Below are 18715 nucleotides of genomic sequence, written 5' to 3'. Positions count from 1 at the left end.
TGAGTAGCGAGAATACTTAACCTTGTCAAAAGACCAAAACACAAAGCGGCCCAGAGGGCCGCCAGCTGTGGTTTTCCCAACAGGCAGAGAATCACATATTGATAAGGTAGGTCCAGCCGCCCATTGCCAGTGCGGTCGCGCCGAAAAACAGCAACCAATCCCAGTTCAGCGCAAACAGAAAGCTGAAGCTTTGGTATGATTTTCGCAGTGTCTTGGTCATCGCAGCCTCTGACGGGGTTCAATTTTCGCGAGCAAAACTACGCGTGAATTGAGGCATAATTGCGGCATCCTCGTGCAGAGGTTGCCACAATCAGCAGAACAGATCGTTGGAGACCGAGAAGATCATCAGCCCCAGAATCAACGACACCCCGACCCCCATCAAAATTCGCAGCGCGCCATCACTGGGCGGTTTGCCCGCGATGGCCTCATACGCGTAGAAAACCAGATGTCCGCCATCCAGTGCCGGGATCGGAAAGAGGTTCAGCAATCCAACCGCGGTGGACAGAACCGCAATGAAGAAGATAAAGCTCTGCGCCCCCTGGCTGGCCATGGCACCGGACGTCTCGGCAATGCCGATTGGTCCCGACATGTTGCAGGTACTGATCGCGCCGGTCACCATATGCCAGATGCCCGAAAGCGACCCATCTATGATGCGCATGGTCTGCCGGACACCGCCGGAAAGCGAGTCCAGAATACCGGCGGGTTCGGTTGCCGGTTCCAGCAACATGCCCCCGACAATCCCGATGCGCCAATGGGTCACGAAACCGCCATCCGGTTGCGGCTCGTCCGTTCGACGCGGTGCCAGCGCAAACTCCAGATCCGCCCCGTCGCGCCAGACGTTCAGCAACAGAACCCGGCCGTCGGACCCTTCGACATATTCTTTAAGCTCGTCAAAAGCAAAAATCGGGTCGCCGTTGATCGCAGTAATGACGTCGCCCTGTTGCAGATCAATGTCCATGGCCGCGCTGCGCGGCGCGACTTGCTGGATCAGCGGTGGATACAGCCAAGGACCGGTAACATCCATCGTCTGGCCGTCGCGCACCACCGTGTAATCAAGTTCCGGTTGCCGCGGCAGTGAGTTGGTGAAATCGCTGAACGCCCCGTCCTGATCGAAATCCGGCAACGGTATTCCAGCAATGGCAACAATCTCGTCCCCATCCTTAAGTTCCTGCACGGTGCCAGGCAGCGGATACAGCTTTCCGACCGTCAGCGGCTCGCGCGTCACGCCCTGAGAAAAGAAGATCAGCCCAAAGACCAGAATGGACATGACGAAGTTGAAGGCCGGGCCAGCCGCCACCGTTGCCGTCCGCGCCCAAAGCGGCGCGCCGTGCATGGTTTTTCGCAATTCCGCCGGGCTGAGCTCGGCGATTTCTTCCATGGCCTCTTCGTCTTTTCCCGAGGCCGCATTCGCGTCCCCCATGAATTTGACGTAGCCGCCAAAGGGCAACGCGGCGACCTGCCATCTGGTGCCACGTTTGTCGACACGGCTCCACAGAACCGGCCCAAACCCGATGGAAAACACCTCGGCATGGATGCCGGACCAGCGCCCGACGATGTAATGGCCGTATTCATGCACCGCAACGATTACCGAAAGTGCAATCACAAAGGCCACGATCGTGTAAAGCAGGTTGCCGAATTGGGGGATCAGAGAGAGTACGTCCAAGTTTCTATCCTGCTTTTTGGATTACAGCGTCATCCGCCCACTTACGTGCCAGATGGTCCGTTTGCAGCACGTTATCAAGAGTCAAAGGGGCATCAATAAGGCCGTCGGAGGCTTCGAACCGGTCCAAAACAGCCTCGACAATATCGGCCATCTGAAGAAAGCCGATCCGACGCGCGATAAAGTGGTCCAGCGCCCGTTCCTTGGCCGCATTGAACACGGCACCTGCCTGACCTCCGCGCTCCATCACATTGCGGGCCAGCCGCAGCGCGGGATAGCGGGCTTCGTCGGGTGCGTGAAAGCGAAGCTGACCCAGCTTGGCAAGGTCCAGCCGTTCGACCGGCAGCTTTTGGCGCTGCGGCCAATGCAGCGCGTAACCGATGGCGTGGCGCATGTCCGGTGCCCCCATATGGGCCATCACGGCGCCATCATTGAAGCCAACCATGGAATGGATGATGGATTCTGGGTGCACCAGCACTTCGATCTGCCCGGGGGTAACGCCAAAAAACTCTTTGGTCTCAATCAGCTCAAGGGCCTTGTTGAACATGGACGCGCTGTCTATCGTGATCCGCTGCCCCATATTCCAGTTTGGATGGCTGGACGCCTGTTCTACTGTTGCGCAGGCCAGGTCGTTCAGCGGCCAGTCCCGGAAAGCGCCTCCGCTGGCGGTAATGATGATGCGTTCGACCGTGTTCATGTCTTCGCCGATCAGCGCCTGAAACACGGCCGAGTGTTCGCTGTCCACCGGCAGCAACCGGGCATCATGCGCACGAGCCGTTTCAAGAACCAGCGCACCGGCGCAAACCAGCGTCTCTTTATTCGCCAGGGCCAGCGTCGCGCCCTGTTTTAAGGCCTCAATCCCGGGCGGAAGCCCCGCCGCGCCGACAATGGCCGACATGACCCAATCCGCCGGCCGTGCCGCGGCCTCGGCCAACGCGGCCTGCCCTGCGGCGACCTCAACACCACTGCCCGCCAGCGCGTCGCGGAGGTCTTGCAGCCTGTCTTCATGCGCCGTTACAGCCAGCTCCGCGCCGAGCCTGCGGGCATCCTCGGCCAGCTTTTCGATGTTTGACCCACCGGTCAGCGCCACCACATCATAGGCAGACGGCTTGCGGTCGATCAGATCAATAGTGTTCTGTCCGATCGAGCCGGTTGCACCAAAAATCGAAACTTTGCGCATCACATGGCCCCGGGGGAGTAAATCAGACCTGCGATCAGAACAAATAGCGCCGCCCCCATCATGCCGTCGAAGCGATCCAGAAAGCCGCCGTGCCCGGGTATCAGGTTCGAGCTGTCTTTGACGCCAAATTTCCGCTTGGTCGCGCTTTCTATGATGTCGCCGGCCTGACTGGCCATCGACGCCAGCACCGTTACCACGACAAACATGATCCCGAACCCTGCGTGAACGGCAAAAATGACACCCACAACCGCTGCGGCAGCCCAGCCGCCAGCGGTTCCCGACCACGTTTTCTTTGGGCTGACCTTTGGCCAGAACTTAGGGCCGCCAACGGTTTTGCCCACAAAATACCCGGCGACATCGGTGGCGACGACCACCATGATCAGCCAGACCATCCAGCCAAAACCCATATTCTCACGGATCGAGATAAAGCCCAGCCCCGCGGCGGCAATCCAGATGGCAAACAGCGCATAGGTGCCGCGGGACTGTTTGACCTGCCCTGCCCCGACCAGTGCGGGTGCCAACAACAATGGTAGTTTGTACAGCGGCGGCACGTGATAGCTGAGGATAACGGCCACGCCGGTCAGTATGCCCAGTTGTATCGCCACGCCGCTCCGGTCCGGGTCGACCATGCGCACCAGTTCCCAGGTCATCAATCCGCAGGCAATTCCGATAAAGGTTTCGAACCACAGCCCGCCCAACCAGACCTCGACCGAGCCGATGGCGATCAGAACGGCTGCTGACAGGACGCGGGCCGTCAGGTCAGACCATCGGCCGTCGCTCATGCCGGAACCGCTCCGTAGCGTCGCTCGCGGGTTCCGAAATTTCGGCACAGCCGTTCAAACTCGGCCGCCGTGAAATCGGGCCAGAGGGTATCGATGAATTCATATTCCGAATAGGCCGACTGCCACAGAAGAAAGTTGGAAATCCTGGCCTCGCCACTGGTTCGTATCACAAGGTCCGGATCCGGAAGAACACGCGTGTCCAGATACTTGGGCAGGGTTTCTTCATCCACGTCTTCCGGGTGCAAACGCCCGTCGGCCACGTCCCGGGCCAGCCGCTTGGTCGCCCGCGCGACCTCATCCCGACCGCCATAGTTCAGCGCGATCGTCAGGTGAACCAGATCGTTATCTTTGGTTTCCTCTTCCAGCGCATCCATCAAGCCGGTCAGTTTGGCGTCCAGCCGCACCCGATCACCGATGAACCGGACCCGAATGCCGTTTTCCTTCAGCGTCCGGGTTTCCTTGATGATATATCGCCTGAACAGGCTCATGAGGCCTGCGACTTCGGCCTGGGTCCGCTTCCAGTTCTCGGTCGAAAACGCAAAAACCGTCAGGTATTTGACGCCCAGCCCCGGGCATGCTTCGACCACCTCGCGCACACGGCGGGCGCCAGCCTGATGTCCGAAAAGCCGCGGCCTGCCGCGCGCCTGCGCCCAACGTCCGTTTCCGTCCATTATGATTGCGACATGGCGCGGCCCTGCGGGCACGGTATGTGGGGCGTTGAGCATGTGCTGATCTCAGACCTGCATAATCTCGGCTTGCTTGGTCTCAAGCGCGGCGTCCACGGATTTGATCATCTCGTCCGTCAGGTCCTGAACTTCGTTTTCCCAGAACTTCTGATCATCCTCGGACATCCCGTCGGCCTTGGCTTTTTTGATCTGGTCCATCCCGTCCCGGCGCACGTTGCGGATCGAGACGCGGGCGTGTTCGGCATACTGACCGGCAACCTTACCCAACTCGCGGCGGCGTTCTTCGTTCAGTTCAGGGATCGGCAGCATGATAATCGTGCCGTTCAGTTGCGGGTTGATCCCCAGCCCGCTTTCCCGGATCGCCTTTTCGACCTTGCCGACCAGACCCTTGTCCCAGACATTGACCGTAACCATGCGCGGCTCAGGCACGTTGACCGTTCCCACTTGGTTGATCGGGGTCATCGAACCGTAGGCGTCCACCATGACCGGCTCAAGCATCGAGGCCGAGGCACGCCCGGTCCGAAGCGAGGCAAATTCGGTTCTGAGGTTGGACATGGCGCCGTCCATGCGGCGTTTCAGATCATCGGTATCCAGTTCAAAATCGTCAGACATACTGCTCACTCCCCGTCGTCAGGTGCTATTCGGATGGCTCTTACGCCATCCCATTTGGGATGTATAGCAATGATGATGCGGAATTGCGCCATTGACCAGAGGAGTTTCCGGCATTTTCTGGAACTTTCCAAGACAGGTGAACCGACCGGCCTGCAAGCCGGCCGGTCCCCGGAAATTTCCGCAGATCAAGCGTTTACGTCGACAACCACGCGTCCCTTGACCTGGCCGTTCAGAATATCCGCGCCCAATTGTGGCAGATCCGTCAGGCTGGCCGGATGCACCATCGCTTCCAGCTTTTCCATCGGCAGGTCCGTGGCAATGCGCTGCCACGCCCGCACGCGGTTGTCATAGGGCTGCATCACGCTGTCGATCCCCAGAAGGTTGACGCCGCGCAGCAGGAACGGAATGACCGTCGCAGGCAGCGCCGCGCCACCTGCCAGACCCACAGCTGCGACCGACGCGCCGTATTTCATCTGCCCAAGTACCCGGGCCAGCATCTCGCCGCCCACGGCATCCACGCAGCCGGACCAGGTTTCGCTTTCCAGCGGGCGTTTCGTGGTTTCGTTCAGTTCTTCACGCGGCACGATGGTCGTCGCACCCAATGAGGTCAGGTAGTCGGCGGTTTCCGGTCGCCCTGTCACCGCGGCAACCTCATATCCCAGATTGGCCAGGATCGCGGTTGCGACTGAACCTACGCCACCGGCGGCCCCGGTCACCAGCACCGGCCCATGACCGGGCTTCAGCCCGTGATCCTCCAGCGCCATGACGGCCAGCATGGCGGTGAACCCGGCGGTGCCCACGGCCATGGCCTGACGTGTATCCAGCCCGTCGGGCAAGGGCACCAGCCAATCGGCCAGCGCGTTGGCTTTCTGGGAATACCCACCCCAATGCGCCTCGCCCACGCGCCAACCCGTCAGGACCACCTTGTCGCCCGGCTTGTAACGGTCATCGTTCGAAGCCTCGACCGTTCCGGCATAGTCGATGCCGGGGACATGGGGGTAGCTGCGCACCAGCCCGCCGCCCTTGGCGGACATGCACAAACCGTCCTTGTAGTTCACCGTGGAATACTCAACCGCCACGGTAACGTCGCCCTGTGGCAAATTCTCAAGCGACAGTCCCTTAACCGCGCCGCTGGCCAGACCGGTTTCCTCGTTCTTTTCCATCACCAATGCGTTGAACATCCGATTTCCTTTCGTTTCCAAAATGCCAGGCCCGCTCTTCACCTGGCTCAAAATATTCCGGGGAAGTCGCGCTGCGACGGCGGCCGCGTGCCCTTCCCCGTTCAAGTCCAGAACTGCGGACGTATTTTTGCGCGCCGCATGCCGTCGGGGGTTTCAACCTCGACTTCCGTTCCCGGGTCCCAATGGCTTAGCCGCAGCATCCCGATCGACACGTTGGTCGAAAAATCCGGAGACCACGCGGCCGAGGTCACCTGCCCCACGCGCTTGGCCCCGGCAAAGATCGGCCACGGGCGGTCGCAGGCGGGCACGGCGTCTCCGTCTATTTCCATCGGGCGAATCTGCTGCACCGGACCCTCCTTGGCCACGCGCAACAGGGCATCCCTGCCAATGCAACCAATCGCGGTGTGGGTATTGCAGAACTTGCCCAGACCACATTCATGCGGCGTGTTGTCCTCGGTCATGTCATTGCCGTAGGACAACAGCCCGCCCTCGATCCGTTCGATCAGATTGGGACAGCCCGCGCGCACCGAAAGATCACGCCCCGCCGTAAACAACGCGTTCCACAGCGGCATGCCGACATCCGATCCATCGACATAGATCTCGAACCCGCCCTGCTTGGAATAGCCCGAGCGGGCCACCGCCAGATCGCGACCCTCGAACTGGAACATGTCGAATTTGAAGAACCGGATATCGCGCACGCGGTCCCCGAAAACGCGCGCCATCAGGTCATCCGCTTTCGGCCCCTGAACGGCCAGCGGCGATACATCGGGTTCGTAGACCACGACATCCAGCCGATAGCCGTTCGCTATCCCCTTGACCCACAGCAGCAGATCGCTGTCCGCGATGGAAATCCACCATCGGTCTTCCGCCAGCTTGACCGCGACCGGATCGTTCAGCATGCCGCCGGTCTCATCGACGATGGGAACGTAATAGCATTGCCCCGGCAACATGCCCCGCAGGTCCCGAGGGGTCAGCATCTGCATCAGGCGGGTCGCGTCGGGCCCGCGCAGTTCGACCTGGCGTTCGCAGGATACATCCCAGACCTGAACATGGGTCTTGAGATGCCGGTAATCGGCCTCGACGCTTTCAAAGACCGTCGGCAGCAGCATCCGGTTGTACACTGTATAAGCCTTGACACCTGCCGCTTCGACACCTTCGGAAAAAGGTGTTCTGCGCAGGCGGCGAGACAGTGATATCTGGGGCATTCAAACCTCCTGCGGCATAAACACCAGGTCACTGACAGGTGCCGCCGACCCGGTTTCAGTCAGCATCTGGTGCAGCTGCCCCCGATGATGGGTCTGATGATTGAACATGTGAATCACGCAGCGCGCGTATGGCAGCGTCACATCAGCCTCTTTTGCCGCCGAAAACCACGTGAACGACCCGGTCAGCGGTTCCTCACCCAAAGTTCCGGCCCAGGTCTGAATTCGCGCGTCCACGGTTTCGCAAAGCGGCATCCAGGCGGCCAGAGTATCGCAGAGCGAAACGCTTTCGGGAATTCCGCCACCGGGGCCTTCACCCTTGTCGAACCGAGAAATCCAGATCCAGTTGCCCCACAGCAGGTGATTTACAGTGCCCATGATCGAGCCAAAAAACGCGCCACGCTCTCGCGTCAGTTCCTCGGGCGACAGGTCCTGAAGAAATTCGGTCAACTGGCTGTTTTGCCATCGGTTGTATCGCGCCATTTCCCGCGCGTAGGCGCCGGTGATCATCACTTTGGCCCGTGCCAGTCGATGGGACAGATTTCGGCGGACTTGCCACCGAAGTCCCAAACCCGCCCATAATCGCGCACCCTGGATTTGGTGCCGCGCGCAACGATGATGTCCGGCCCCATCCAGTATTTCGAGTTCGACACCATGACCGGATGCTCGGCGTCCTTCCCTGCCAGCATTTCGATCTCACCCTGAATCTTGCGGCCGATCATGATGCGGCGCTTGTTGCCGTCGCGCTCAATCTCGACCGGGGCCCGTTCGGCGCCGATGATCTCGCTGACCAGCATGGTAAACAGCCCCGTCGTGCCGCCAGCCTGACCGCTGAAAATCTGAAGCAGGCCGTTATAAGCCTTGCCACTGGCGCGCTCGTCGACATAGGCGGCAACCTTCCACTGCCCTTCGCCCATGCGCCCCGGAATATCGACCAGCAAGCCGACATTGAGACCTGACAAATCCTCGCCCTCGTAATGTCCTTCATCGATGATGACGCCCATCCACGCGTGGCAATGCCCTTCGGTCGGCGGATGCGCCCCCAGCGAAACAACGCAAGGGCAGAACACGTCGCATGAGCAGTTGAGGATCAGTTCCCCCTTGATGGCCCAGTCCGTAGGGCTCATCTCGCGTCGCTTGGGATTGGGCATACGGCTGTCGATACGCTGACTGATGGGCAGCCTGTCAGCTTCGGGTTTTCTGTTCTTGGCCATAGGCTTATCCTCCGTAAGCAAAGGGATAGATGAGCAGGAGGAGCCCTCCTGCCATAAGAGCGAACCCCAGCGGCCGCGTCACCGCGTGGCCGATCTGGGGAAGTTTTTCCAGAACCATGAAGAAGGTCGCAAGACCCATCCACAAAAGGCTCATGACGCCGCCGACAAAGCCCAGTGCCATGAACCCCCAGCAGCACCCGACGCAGAACGCGCCAAGGCCAAGACCCATGCGCAGCCCGCCGGTGAATCCGGTCTTCCAATGCCCCAGAAAATAGGTCATGGGCGCGTGACAGACGCCATGGCACACCTCTTTCGCGCGGGTGAACTGAAATGCGCCCACTGCGATCATCAGCCCACCGGCCAGCGCGCCTGATTTTGCGATGCCCAGCATATCGATGACCCCGCCGAACAACAAAACAAGCTGAACGCCGGTGATCAGGGCGGCAAAACCGACCCAGACGATGAAATACCCTGCCAGCACGCCCAGCCAGCCGCCGCGGGTGCCGTTGGCGCTGCGGATCAGGTCGTCATAGCTGCACAGAGTCGGCACGAGGGTCGGCAGCATCATTGCCGCCATCATGATCGCCCACATCCAGAACAGCGGCCCGAATTCGGCCATTGGCATATACATGTCCATGCGGGGGTCCATCGCGCGCATGGCTTCGCCCATCGGGCCGGGACGACCGATCCAGTCCAGATCCATGTCCCGGCTCATCGAGAACATCATCCACCAGGACCAGAGGATCAGAAAATAGAACCCCAGCCACAACCCATTGCGGAGAACTGCGCAACTCACTTGTCCCTCCCGACTCAGTTCTTGCTTTTCAAATGTCAGACTTTTAAATGTCAGACAAATAAAAATTATCCGGTGACGCTCGGAAAATGAAAATCGAACCTCAGAAACCAGCGGATCTGTCCGCGCAGATAGCGCAGGCCATACGCGACGCGATTGTCTCGGGCGAGCTGATCGTGGACGAACGATTGCCGTCCGAGGCGGAACTGTCCGAACAGTTCAAAGTCTCGCGCCCGACGGTGCGCGAAGCCCTCAAGCGCCTTGCGGCCCAGTCGCTGATCCGCACGCAGCGCGGGGCCAGCGGCGGTGCCTTTGTCAACCGGCTGGGATTTGAAGACGCTTACAGTCAGCAGATCACGACCTCGACCTTGCTGTTATCGATGAACGCGGTCAGCTTCGATACAGCCTGCGAGGCGAGATATGCACTGGAACGGGCCTGTGCACCGCTTTCGGCGCAACGAAGAACCGCGGATCAGCTGGCGACAATGCGGGCGGAGATATTCAAGCAGGCCCAGCCGGGTTTGACGGACGAAGCGTTCTGCGCCTCGGATGTCGCCTTTCATCGCGCACTGGTCGACGGCGCCGGCAACCCCGTCCTGTCTTACCAGCTGGCCGGCGCTGTTGAGGCGATGCAGCCGCTGATGAACATGATCACCTTTACGGCCCGGTCCCGCGAAGAGATCATCCTGTTGCATAACCACATCGCAGACGCGCTTGAGGACCGGGACGCGGACCGCGTAGACGCGACGCTGGCTGAGTTGGAAAGCTACACGCGCAAACTGGCACGGGATGTGGCCCAGCAGCGCCGCAAACCGGCATGAAGAGGTTCAGATGACCCCAGCATTGAACGTGATAGCGGCCCTTCTGACCATCGGGTTTGGTCTTTTCGGCTTTCTGGCCCCGGCCTGGACCGCGACCTCGCTGGATTTGGCGCCGACCGGCAGCACCATGGGGCTCAGCGAAATGAGGGCTTCGGTTGGTGGTTTGTTTGTGGTCACCGGAGCCGCGGTTCTGTATCTGAACAACCCGATGGCCTATGCCATGTTGGGGATCGTCTATGCGGGCGCGGCACTTGGACGGTTTGTTTCCGTGGTTCTGGACAATCCGCCTGTGGTCAAGGCGCTGACATTTGGTGGAATTGAGCTGGCGCTGGCGCTGTGGCTTATTCTGGCGAACATTAACAGGGCCCCGTAAGCTTTTGTTTTCAATGTAACGACGGCTGGAAATTCCCGGTTTGCATCCCGGCCTCTGCTCACCTATATAGGTAATGTCCTTCGGGACTATGGACATAAACGCGCTCGTAATAAGCGGATCGGACCCGGGGGCGGTACCCGGCGGCTCCACCAACCATCCTTCGTTTGAGGATTTTGGGGCCGAAACAGGATCGACGAACGTCTAAAGGGGTTAGCTTTGTCTCGGCTGTCTGCCACCGTTACCGGCGAAAACAGTACAATTGCAAACGACAATCGTGCTCCGGTTGCAGTTGCTGCGTAAGCAGTAGCAAGACCGAAACTTAAGCCCTTGCGCCTAGCCGCGTAAGGCGGGGTTCGCAGGTACCTGGCAACAGAAACCTGCATTTTCATCCAAAATGTCTGCTGTAATCCCCTGCGCTTGTTCACGTTCAGGCTTTTTTCACCCTTTCGTTTCATTCTCAGCCCGACAGGAAAAGGAGAGCTGGGATGTCACACGCAGATGTACTCAGGGAATGGTATGCCGAAGTCTGGGAAAACGGGAATACCGATGCCATCGACCAGTATTTTGCCCCCGACACGATGGCCGAAGGGTTGATCCCCGAAATGCAGGTTGGCGCGGATGAATTCCGCGATCTTGTCATGGCGTTCCGGCACATCCTTGGCGACATTCATGTTGAACTGCCCAAGATCATCGAAAACGGTGACTGGGTATCCGCGATCATTCATCTGAAAACGACGCGGGCGGATAACGGCGCCCCGCTGCAGGCCACAGGCAGCGTCGTGGCCCGCATCCGGGATGGCCGCATGGTCGAGGCGTATAACCAGTTCGACTTTATTTCATTGTTCGAACAGCTTGGCCAGTTTCCGCAGGATACCCTGCCCGTCTGCATGACCGGGCAACGGCTGGACTGGGCCTGACAGGCCCGTCGCGCAATCTTGACCCCTCTGGCGCTTGCACGTAAGCAAGGGCCATGGGGTAAAATTGCGAACGCCCCGTGAGGCGCAAGCCCAAGTTTCGCATGTATCCGATTGAGCCAGGAGACATGCCATGCCCGCGCCGAATGCGATTACCCCCAAACAGCTATTGCGTCTGATCGGAACGCCTCAGGCCCCGGTATTGATCGACATCTGCCTGGACCCGGATTTTGAGGCCGACCCTTATCTGATCCCCGGCTCTGTCCGGCGCCCGGCGCAGGATGTCGAGGGGCTTGCAACGATCATCGGTGACCGGCCGGCCGTCATCATTTGCCAGAAAGGCAAGAAGCTCAGCCAGGGTGCAGTGTCGTGGCTGCGTGGCCTGGGGTGTCAGGCAGAATTTCTGGAGGGCGGCATGTATGGCTGGCGGGACTGTGCCGACGCGCCACGCGTTCCGGCCTCCGCCATTCCGGCGCGCAGGGATGGGTGCACCCTCTGGGTCACCCGCCACCGGCCAAAGATCGACCGCATCGCCTGCCCGTGGCTGATCCGCCGCTTCGTGGACCCAAACGCCCGTTTTCTGTTCGTAGCCCCATCCGAGGTCGAAGCCGTCGCGCAGGCTTTCGGGGCCACCCCGTTCGACATCGAAGGCGGTTTTTGGTCACATCGGCAGGATCGCTGCACCTTTGACACCATGCTGGATGAGTTTGCATTGCACACAGCGGCGCTGGATCGTTTGGCGACCGTCATCCGCGCGGCCGACACTAATCGTCATGATCTGGCACCGGAGGCGGCGGGATTGCTGGCAGTATCCGTTGGACTGTCACGGCAATATCGGGACGATCATCAGAACCTTGCGGCGGGCCTGCATGTGTATGACGCGATGTACCGCTGGGCGCGGGACGGGTTCGAGGAACGCCACAACTGGCCAACGGACCGCAAGGCATGACGCCCACAATCGCAGATCTGATCCGGGTCTTTGGGCGAATTGGACTGCTTTCATTCGGTGGACCGGCGGCGCAGATATCGCTTATGCATCAGGAACTGGTCGAAAGGCGCCCCTGGCTGGATGAACAGACGTACCTGCGGGCGCTGTCGCTCTGCATGCTGCTGCCGGGTCCCGAGGCGATGCAACTGGCAACTTACGCCGGATGGCGTCTGCGTGGTGTAACGGGCGGGCTGATTGCCGGCACGTTGTTTGTGTTGCCCGGCGCGATCGTCATCGCGGTTCTGGTCGGGCTGTATGTCACCTTCGGGGATCTACCACCGGTTCAGGCGGGCTTTCTCGGGGTCAAGGCCACGGTGATCGTCATTGTTCTGCAGGCGTTGCGAAACCTGTCCCGCAAGGCTCTGACCGATGTCGAACACCGCGCGATTGCCGGGCTGGGCTTCATCGCGATCTTTGCCCTGAACCTTCCCTTTCCCCTGATCATCCTTGCAGCCGCTCTGTGGGGTTATATTTCCTTCGATGGAGAGCAGCAGACCGGCGAAGCCCCCCCTGTCCCCAACGTGGCTGGCAGCCTCAGAACCGGGGCGCTCTGGCTGGTTCTGTGGCTGGGGCCCTTGCTGACCCTCACCCTGACCGGGCAGAAGCTGCTAAGCGATCTGGGATGGTTCTTCGCTCGCCTCGCGGTTGTTACTTTTGGCGGGGCCTATGCCGTTTTGGCCTATATGACCCAGACCGTCGTGGACAAGTATCAGTGGATCAGCACAGATCAGATGATCGACGCGCTGGGTCTGGCGGAAACAACCCCAGGCCCGTTGATACTGGTGACTCAGTTCGTTGCAATGCTGGCTGGACAGATTGATGGCGGCGCGCCGCTGGCGATTGCTGCAGCTGCCGTCGCCCTATGGGCAACATTTGTTCCGTGTTTTCTTTGGATATTTCTTGCGGCCCCGTTTCTGGACCAACTGTCAGCGCGCCCCAGATTGTCCGCCGCACTGCATGGAATCACGGCTGCTGTCGTGGGTGTGATTCTAAACCTATCCGTGTGGTTCGGTCTGAATGTTCTTTTCAGCAACATCCCCGAGCGATCCTGGGGACCGGTTGCGATTCCATGGCCAGAGTTGTCGAGCCTGAATCCTATCGCGTTGATCCTGACAGTTTTCGCTGGCGTGTTGATTTTCAAGTATAAATTTGGCATGGCAACGGCGCTGATTGTCGTCGCTGCGGTCGGAACCGGGCTTCACTTTCTCTGAACAATCTGCGCATTGGCGGTCTTTCGTTTCCGTTGAAATACCCTATGCTGAGAACGACCAATTTTGAGGATGACACATGTCGCAAGACATCGACTATGGGAACCTGATGCACACCGCCATGCGCGGGCTCATCAAGACTGTTTTGACCAGCGTTTCCGAACACGGCCTGCCCGGGGCGCATCACTTCTTCATTACCTTTGACACCCGCCATGACGGCGTTGATCTGGCCGACTGGCTGCGCGAGCGGTATCCCGAAGAAATGACCATTGTCATGCAGCATTGGTTCGAGAATTTGGAAGTCGGCGACAAGGGCTTTGCGATCACCCTGAATTTCGGCGACGCGCCAGAGCCCCTGTACATCCCCTATGCCGCGATCAAGACCTTTGTGGACCCCTCGGTTGAGTTCGGACTGCGCTTTGAAAGCCCCGAAGACGAGGAAGAGATCGAATCCTTTGTCGAGGAAGCGATTGAGGTCGAAGAAGAACCCGACCAGCACGATGCCGAGGTCGTGTCGCTGGACAGCTTCAGGAAATAGCGCCGGATTTACTGTTTTTCCAGGAAAGTCTCGACAGAACGGGACCTTACACCGTTTCGGAACCTTGAAAAGGCAAGGTTCAGCCCGCCTTCCGCCAGCGTGCGATCGAACTGTTGCAGCTCGTAATCGCCGTTTTCACTGATGAACAGCGAAAAGACGGTCAGGGTCTGGCCGTCGATTCGGCCCCACACAAACGGCTCGCCCTGCATCGGGTCCAGCGGCACCTCGTGCCCGAACACGTTGCGTTTCATCGCAGCGGAATACACGTCTGACCGCTCGGATTCCTTGAAGTCTATCGAAAACTTCTGCTCTTTGACCCGGCCATCCGGCTTGTAGGTTGTCGTCGTCCAACTGACATTGAAGCCGCCCTTTGTCTCATGGATCGAAACGCTCATGTCACGGGGCGTTTCGGTGCCGTCGTCATCCACCACGTTTGCCGAACCAATGTAATCGCCGACAAAGGGTTCGATATTCTCTGCGTGCGCCGGAAGATAGGCAATCGCGGTCCAAAACAGGACGCCCAGGGAAAAAGCAATGAAATTCAAGGGACGAGTCCGATTCAAAATGCCCACCTTAGCCTCCGGGTTGTGATCCATTTATTGTAGCCCAGCCGCCCGCGCACACAATGGCGCTGTTGTCATCCTTAACAAGAAAAATGACGCACCTTCGCGCCTATACCTTTGGCAACCTTGTGTTTAAGGTGCGCGCAACTGGCCGATTGCACGATGGCGTCGTCACGGGTAAACGGCATGCGACTGTATACACGACGGAGTTACCGATGTCACAGACCCGCACCGAATCCGACAGCTTTGGCCCGTTGGAAGTCCCCTCTGACAAGTATTGGGGGGCTCAGACTCAGCGCTCGATCATGAACTTTCCCATCGGCTGGGAAAAGCAGCCTGTCGCCATCGTGCGCGCGCTGGGTGTGATCAAAAAAGCCTGCGCGATGGAAAACAAGGCCATCGGCAAGTTGGACGCAGAGATTGCCGATGCGATCATTCAGGCCGCGGGTGAGGTGTTCGAGGGAAAGTTCGATGACAACTTTCCGCTGGTCGTGTGGCAAACCGGTTCAGGCACCCAGTCGAACATGAACTCGAACGAGGTGATCGCCAACCGCGCCATTGAGATCCTAGGCGGCGAGATCGGTTCAAAAGACCCGGTACACCCTAACGATCACTGCAATATGGGTCAGTCGTCAAACGACACCTTCCCCACCGCGATGCACATTGCCACCGCCATGTGCGTCCGCGACGTGCTGCTGCCCGGGCTTGAGAAGTTTGCGGCAGGGCTGGAGCAGAAGGCCAGGGAATTCGAAGGCATCATCAAGATCGGACGCACCCATACGCAGGACGCGACCCCTCTGACGCTGGAGCAGGAATTCGGCGGTTATGCGCATCAGATCCGTCAGGGGATCGACCGGGTCAAAGCTTCGATGCCCGGCATTTACGAACTGGCGCAGGGCGGCACCGCTGTCGGCACCGGTCTGAACACGCACGATGGCTGGGATGAAGCCGTGGCTGCCAATATGGCCGAGATCACCGGCCTGCCCTTCGTCACCGCCCCCAATAAATTCGAAGCGCTGGCTGCCCATGACGCAATGGTGTTCCTGTCCGGCGCTTTGGCGACCATTGCGGGGTCTTGTTACAAGATCGCGAACGACATCCGTCTGCTGGGGTCTGGTCCGCGCTCGGGTCTGGGCGAGCTGATCCTGCCGGAAAATGAACCCGGTTCTTCGATCATGCCGGGCAAGGTGAACCCGACACAGGCCGAAGCGCTGACGCAGGTGGCCGCCCACGTGATGGGCAATGACGCGGCGATCAAGTTCGCCGGATCGCAGGGGCACTTTCAGTTGAACGTCTACAACCCGATGATGGCCTATAACCTGTTGCAATCCATCCAGCTTCTGGGTGACGCCACCGACAGCTTTACCGAACGGATGCTGCTGGGCATTCAAGCCAATGAGCCGCACATAGACAAGCTGATGAAGGAATTGCTGATGCTGGTGACGGCGCTTGCACCGACCATCGGCTATGACAACGCAACGAAAGTGGCCAAGACGGCCCACAAGAACGGTACCACCCTTAAGGAAGAGGCTATCGCACTGGGTTTTGTTGATGAGGAAACCTTTGACGCGGTCGTTCGCCCCGAACACATGATCGGCCCCAAGGATCGATGAGCAACCCTACAGAACCCCAGCGCGGCCTTAGCGAGGCCGCGCTGCAGGACAAGGGATGGGGTCCGCAGCTAAAGGAGTTGGCCGGTAATCTGTCGCAAGGCGACAAATCCGTTCTGTTGACCATGCTGGCGAATACCGCGGATGAGGACGCCGTGGCGATGACCGCCCGCGGGTCGGCCAATGACTGGTTTTGGGCCCAACTGTCCAATGTCGGCTGGATGGAGCCAAGGGAAAGCGAAGTGCCCGAACCGCTGCGCCCCATCTCGGTCGCCTATGCGATTACCAGCGAGGGACGTGCAATGCTGCCGGGCTTGCTGCGGAGTTTTTTCTGACGCAGCCGCGTGGTGCATGTACACTCCGGTCAACGACAAGGGCTGATGTTCCTATGAAATCCGTGGTCAACCTGAATAAATACCGGAAAGAAAAAGCCCGGGCTGAGAAGAAAGCCCGCGCAGACCGCAATGTGGTCGTATTTGGCCAGAGCAAGGCGGAGAAAAACTCAACCAGACACGAGCGGGACAAACAGCGCCGAGATTTGGACAACCATGAGTTGGACGAATGAGCGGCCGCCCGGTCAAGCGTTCCCTCACCTTGAAAGGCCATCGAACCTCGGTTTCGCTGGAGGATGAGTTCTGGCTGGCCTTTCGCGAAATCTCCAAAGAAAAAGACATGCCTATCAATGCGTTGGCGGCTGAAATTGACGTCAACCGTGATCCGGAGGTCGGTCTTGCCTCGGCCATTCGCGTATTTATCCTGAATTGGTATCGCACCTGAACGAGGGGCCTTGCACCGGGCGGCGAATTGCGCCTATGTTGGGTGAGAACAAAAGGGGTACAATATGAACCAAACAGTTCCCGGCCCGGATGGAAAACCGCGTTGCGCTTGGTGTCAGGCGGCACCCGAGTTCTTTGATTACCACGATCTGGAATGGGGTTATCCTGTGGCTGATGACCAGCGTCTGTTCGAAAAACTGTGCCTGGAAAGTTTTCAGTCCGGCCTAAGCTGGCGCACGATTCTGGCCAAACGCGAAAATTTCCGAGCTGCATTTAAGCAATTTGATTTCAATGCTGTAGCCCGGTTTGATGACGCAGATGTTGAGCGTTTGCTTCAGAACGAAGGTATCGTACGGCATCGCGGCAAGATCGAAGCGGTCATCAACAATGCCCGCCGCGCGCAAGAACTTGTTGCCGCCGAAGGGTCACTTGCCGCCTATGTCTGGCGCTATGAAGCCGCAACGCCGGCGGACCCGCAGACCGCTTCAACCTCGGCAGAATCCGTGGCCATGTCGAAAGACCTGAAAAAGCGCGGCTGGAAATTTGTCGGTCCAACCACCGTATTTGCGTTCATGCAGGCAATGGGGCTTGTAAACGATCACGCGACGGGCTGCGTGATGCGTGAAAAAGCGGCGCAGTTGCGCCGCGATTTCACCAAACCCGAATAATGCGCGTCAGACGGAAGCGCTGAATATCTTGTTGATATTGCCACCCAGCGCGGCATTGAATTCGGCTTCCGACTGCTGCTTGGACAGACCTTCGGTCAGCGCCCGCGAAAAGGACGCGATCATCTTGCCGTTCTGACCAAGCAGATCGCAGGCCTGTTCGGTCGAATAGCCGCCGGACAGGGCCACGACGCGCAGAACGCGCGGGTGATCCGCCAATTCGTCGAACAGGTTTGCCTTGCTGGGAATCGTCAGCTTGAGCATGACCTCCTGCCCCTCGTCCAACTGATTAAGGTTTTTCAGGATCTCGGCCTTCATGATGTCTTCCGCCTCGGCCTTGGAGGCAGAGTTGATATTCACCTCAGGTTCGATGATCGGCACCATGCCGGCGGCGACGACCTCTCTGGCGACGTCAAACTGCTGGGCAACCACAGCGGCGATGCCTTCGGCATTTGCTTCATGGATCACAGAACGTTCTTTGGTGCCGAAAATTCCCGTTGCCTTTGACAGGGTGTCGGCCAGACCGGGGATCGGTTTCATCATCTGAACCCCGTTCGCTTGTTTCTCCAACCCTTTGTCGATCTTCAGAAAAGGCACGATACCCTTGACCGACCACAGGTAGTCCGCGACCTTACGGCCGTCAATCTCTTCACCCAGCGTCCGTTCGAACAGGATCGCGCCGATCACTTTGTCCTTGGTGAAATCGTCAGCCAGAATGATCCGTGCGCGCATCTTCTGGATTTCGCCGAACATCTCTTCGTCCGAGCTGTAGTCAGAGGCCTCAACTCCGTAGAGCGCCAGCGCCTTGGGCGTCGAGCCGCCGCTTTGATCCAATGCTGCAATAAATCCTGCGCCGTTGGACATCTGCTCGCGCTGTTCTGCTTTGGACATAAGACTTTCCCGTTCAGTAATGATTCCGCATCTTTAAATCGCATACAGCAAGGCGCAG

Annotated in this window: 24 protein-coding genes and 1 other RNA gene; 12 read left to right on the top strand and 13 right to left on the bottom strand. The window is 59.0% G+C overall.

Translation table 11 applies throughout. The features are described from left to right. Positions 1–91: 91 nt before the first annotated feature. From ACXAC3_RS12535 to ACXAC3_RS12485, 11 genes are all read right to left on the bottom strand, one after another. Positions 92–220, bottom strand: a complete 129-nt coding sequence (locus tag ACXAC3_RS12535) for a hypothetical protein (RefSeq protein WP_475160558.1) — start codon at positions 218–220, stop codon at positions 92–94. Positions 221–310: 90 nt separating this feature from the next. Continuing rightward, complete coding sequence (rseP, locus tag ACXAC3_RS12530) at positions 311–1663, bottom strand: RIP metalloprotease RseP (RefSeq protein ID WP_475160556.1); 1353 nt, start codon at positions 1661–1663, stop codon at positions 311–313. Positions 1664–1667: 4 nt separating this feature from the next. Further along, positions 1668–2840: a 1-deoxy-D-xylulose-5-phosphate reductoisomerase gene (dxr, locus tag ACXAC3_RS12525; protein WP_475160553.1), complete on the bottom strand. Its 1173-nt coding sequence runs from the start codon at positions 2838–2840 to the stop codon at positions 1668–1670. Beyond that, positions 2840–3622: a phosphatidate cytidylyltransferase gene (locus ACXAC3_RS12520; RefSeq protein WP_475160551.1), complete on the bottom strand. Its 783-nt coding sequence runs from the start codon at positions 3620–3622 to the stop codon at positions 2840–2842. Before ACXAC3_RS12520 ends, dxr begins: the two co-directional genes overlap by 1 nt. Beyond that, complete coding sequence (locus ACXAC3_RS12515; protein WP_475160548.1) at positions 3619–4347, bottom strand: isoprenyl transferase; 729 nt, start codon at positions 4345–4347, stop codon at positions 3619–3621. The genes ACXAC3_RS12520 and ACXAC3_RS12515 overlap by 4 nt, the downstream gene beginning before the upstream one ends. Positions 4348–4356: 9 nt before the next feature. Continuing rightward, positions 4357–4920 carry a ribosome recycling factor gene (gene frr / locus ACXAC3_RS12510; RefSeq protein WP_475160547.1) on the bottom strand — a complete coding sequence of 188 codons (564 nt, stop codon included), beginning with the start codon at positions 4918–4920 and terminating at the stop codon, positions 4357–4359. Positions 4921–5105: 185 nt separating this feature from the next. Then, positions 5106–6101 (bottom strand): acryloyl-CoA reductase, encoded by a 996-nt coding sequence (gene acuI, locus ACXAC3_RS12505; protein WP_475160545.1) that lies wholly within the window; start codon positions 6099–6101, stop codon positions 5106–5108. A 101-nt stretch (positions 6102–6202) separates the two neighbouring features. Continuing rightward, positions 6203–7306 (bottom strand): dimethylsulfoniopropionate demethylase, encoded by a 1104-nt coding sequence (locus tag ACXAC3_RS12500; RefSeq protein WP_475160542.1) that lies wholly within the window; start codon positions 7304–7306, stop codon positions 6203–6205. Next, entirely contained in the window at positions 7307–7813 is a 507-nt protein-coding gene (locus ACXAC3_RS12495; protein WP_475160539.1) for a DinB family protein, read from the bottom strand. After that, positions 7813–8517 (bottom strand): DUF1326 domain-containing protein, encoded by a 705-nt coding sequence (locus ACXAC3_RS12490; protein WP_475160535.1) that lies wholly within the window; start codon positions 8515–8517, stop codon positions 7813–7815. Before ACXAC3_RS12490 ends, ACXAC3_RS12495 begins: the two co-directional genes overlap by 1 nt. 4 nt (positions 8518–8521) lie before the next feature. Further along, entirely contained in the window at positions 8522–9313 is a 792-nt protein-coding gene (locus tag ACXAC3_RS12485; protein WP_475160532.1) for a DUF2182 domain-containing protein, read from the bottom strand. Positions 9314–9399: 86 nt separating this feature from the next. Between ACXAC3_RS12485 and ACXAC3_RS12480 the strand changes: the two genes are divergently transcribed. From ACXAC3_RS12480 to ACXAC3_RS12450, 7 genes are all read left to right on the top strand, one after another. Beyond that, positions 9400–10131 carry a FadR/GntR family transcriptional regulator gene (locus ACXAC3_RS12480; protein ID WP_475160529.1) on the top strand — a complete coding sequence of 244 codons (732 nt, stop codon included), beginning with the start codon at positions 9400–9402 and terminating at the stop codon, positions 10129–10131. A gap of 10 nt (positions 10132–10141) precedes the next feature. Continuing rightward, positions 10142–10504, top strand: a complete 363-nt coding sequence (locus tag ACXAC3_RS12475) for a DUF4345 family protein (protein WP_475160528.1) — start codon at positions 10142–10144, stop codon at positions 10502–10504. Between the two features lie 36 nt (positions 10505–10540). Then, positions 10541–10888: a transfer-messenger RNA gene (gene ssrA / locus ACXAC3_RS12470) on the top strand. A gap of 101 nt (positions 10889–10989) precedes the next feature. Then, a complete protein-coding gene (locus tag ACXAC3_RS12465) occupies positions 10990–11421 on the top strand; it encodes an ester cyclase (RefSeq protein ID WP_475160526.1) in 432 nt (143 codons plus the stop codon). 130 nt (positions 11422–11551) lie between these two features. Beyond that, entirely contained in the window at positions 11552–12367 is an 816-nt protein-coding gene (locus ACXAC3_RS12460) for a chromate resistance protein ChrB domain-containing protein (protein ID WP_475160524.1), read from the top strand. Then, the gene (gene chrA, locus ACXAC3_RS12455) at positions 12364–13617 is read left to right on the top strand and encodes a chromate efflux transporter (RefSeq protein WP_475160521.1); all 1254 of its coding nucleotides are present in this window, start codon (positions 12364–12366) and stop codon (positions 13615–13617) included. The genes ACXAC3_RS12460 and chrA overlap by 4 nt, the downstream gene beginning before the upstream one ends. Positions 13618–13693: 76 nt before the next feature. Next, positions 13694–14152, top strand: a complete 459-nt coding sequence (locus ACXAC3_RS12450; RefSeq protein WP_475160520.1) for an SspB family protein — start codon at positions 13694–13696, stop codon at positions 14150–14152. A gap of 8 nt (positions 14153–14160) precedes the next feature. On the opposite strand, the gene ACXAC3_RS12445 is transcribed toward ACXAC3_RS12450, so the two are convergent. After that, complete coding sequence (locus ACXAC3_RS12445) at positions 14161–14697, bottom strand: hypothetical protein (RefSeq protein WP_475160519.1); 537 nt, start codon at positions 14695–14697, stop codon at positions 14161–14163. Between the two features lie 233 nt (positions 14698–14930). Between ACXAC3_RS12445 and fumC the strand changes: the two genes are divergently transcribed. From fumC to ACXAC3_RS12420, 5 genes are all read left to right on the top strand, one after another. Further along, on the top strand, positions 14931–16328 hold the full coding sequence (gene fumC / locus ACXAC3_RS12440; protein ID WP_475160517.1) for a class II fumarate hydratase: 1398 nt from the start codon (positions 14931–14933) through the stop codon (positions 16326–16328). Continuing rightward, the gene (locus ACXAC3_RS12435) at positions 16325–16660 is read left to right on the top strand and encodes a hypothetical protein (RefSeq protein ID WP_475160516.1); all 336 of its coding nucleotides are present in this window, start codon (positions 16325–16327) and stop codon (positions 16658–16660) included. The genes fumC and ACXAC3_RS12435 overlap by 4 nt, the downstream gene beginning before the upstream one ends. 53 nt (positions 16661–16713) lie before the next feature. Continuing rightward, the gene (locus tag ACXAC3_RS12430) at positions 16714–16890 is read left to right on the top strand and encodes a DUF4169 family protein (RefSeq protein ID WP_475160514.1); all 177 of its coding nucleotides are present in this window, start codon (positions 16714–16716) and stop codon (positions 16888–16890) included. Continuing rightward, entirely contained in the window at positions 16887–17102 is a 216-nt protein-coding gene (locus tag ACXAC3_RS12425) for a ribbon-helix-helix domain-containing protein (protein ID WP_475160512.1), read from the top strand. The genes ACXAC3_RS12430 and ACXAC3_RS12425 overlap by 4 nt, the downstream gene beginning before the upstream one ends. 64 nt (positions 17103–17166) lie before the next feature. Then, positions 17167–17769, top strand: coding sequence for a DNA-3-methyladenine glycosylase I (locus ACXAC3_RS12420; protein WP_475160510.1), 603 nt, complete (start codon positions 17167–17169; stop codon positions 17767–17769). 6 nt (positions 17770–17775) lie between these two features. Here the strand turns inward: ACXAC3_RS12420 and ACXAC3_RS12415 are convergent, their stop codons facing one another. Further along, positions 17776–18657, bottom strand: a complete 882-nt coding sequence (locus tag ACXAC3_RS12415; protein ID WP_475160508.1) for a fructose bisphosphate aldolase — start codon at positions 18655–18657, stop codon at positions 17776–17778. Positions 18658–18715 lie beyond the last annotated feature (58 nt).

It is taken from the genome of Ruegeria sp. ABV4_181 (assembly GCF_056158465.1).
Note: the sequence above shows the minus strand (reverse complement) of the source record. Positions and strands in the feature narration are given on the sequence as shown.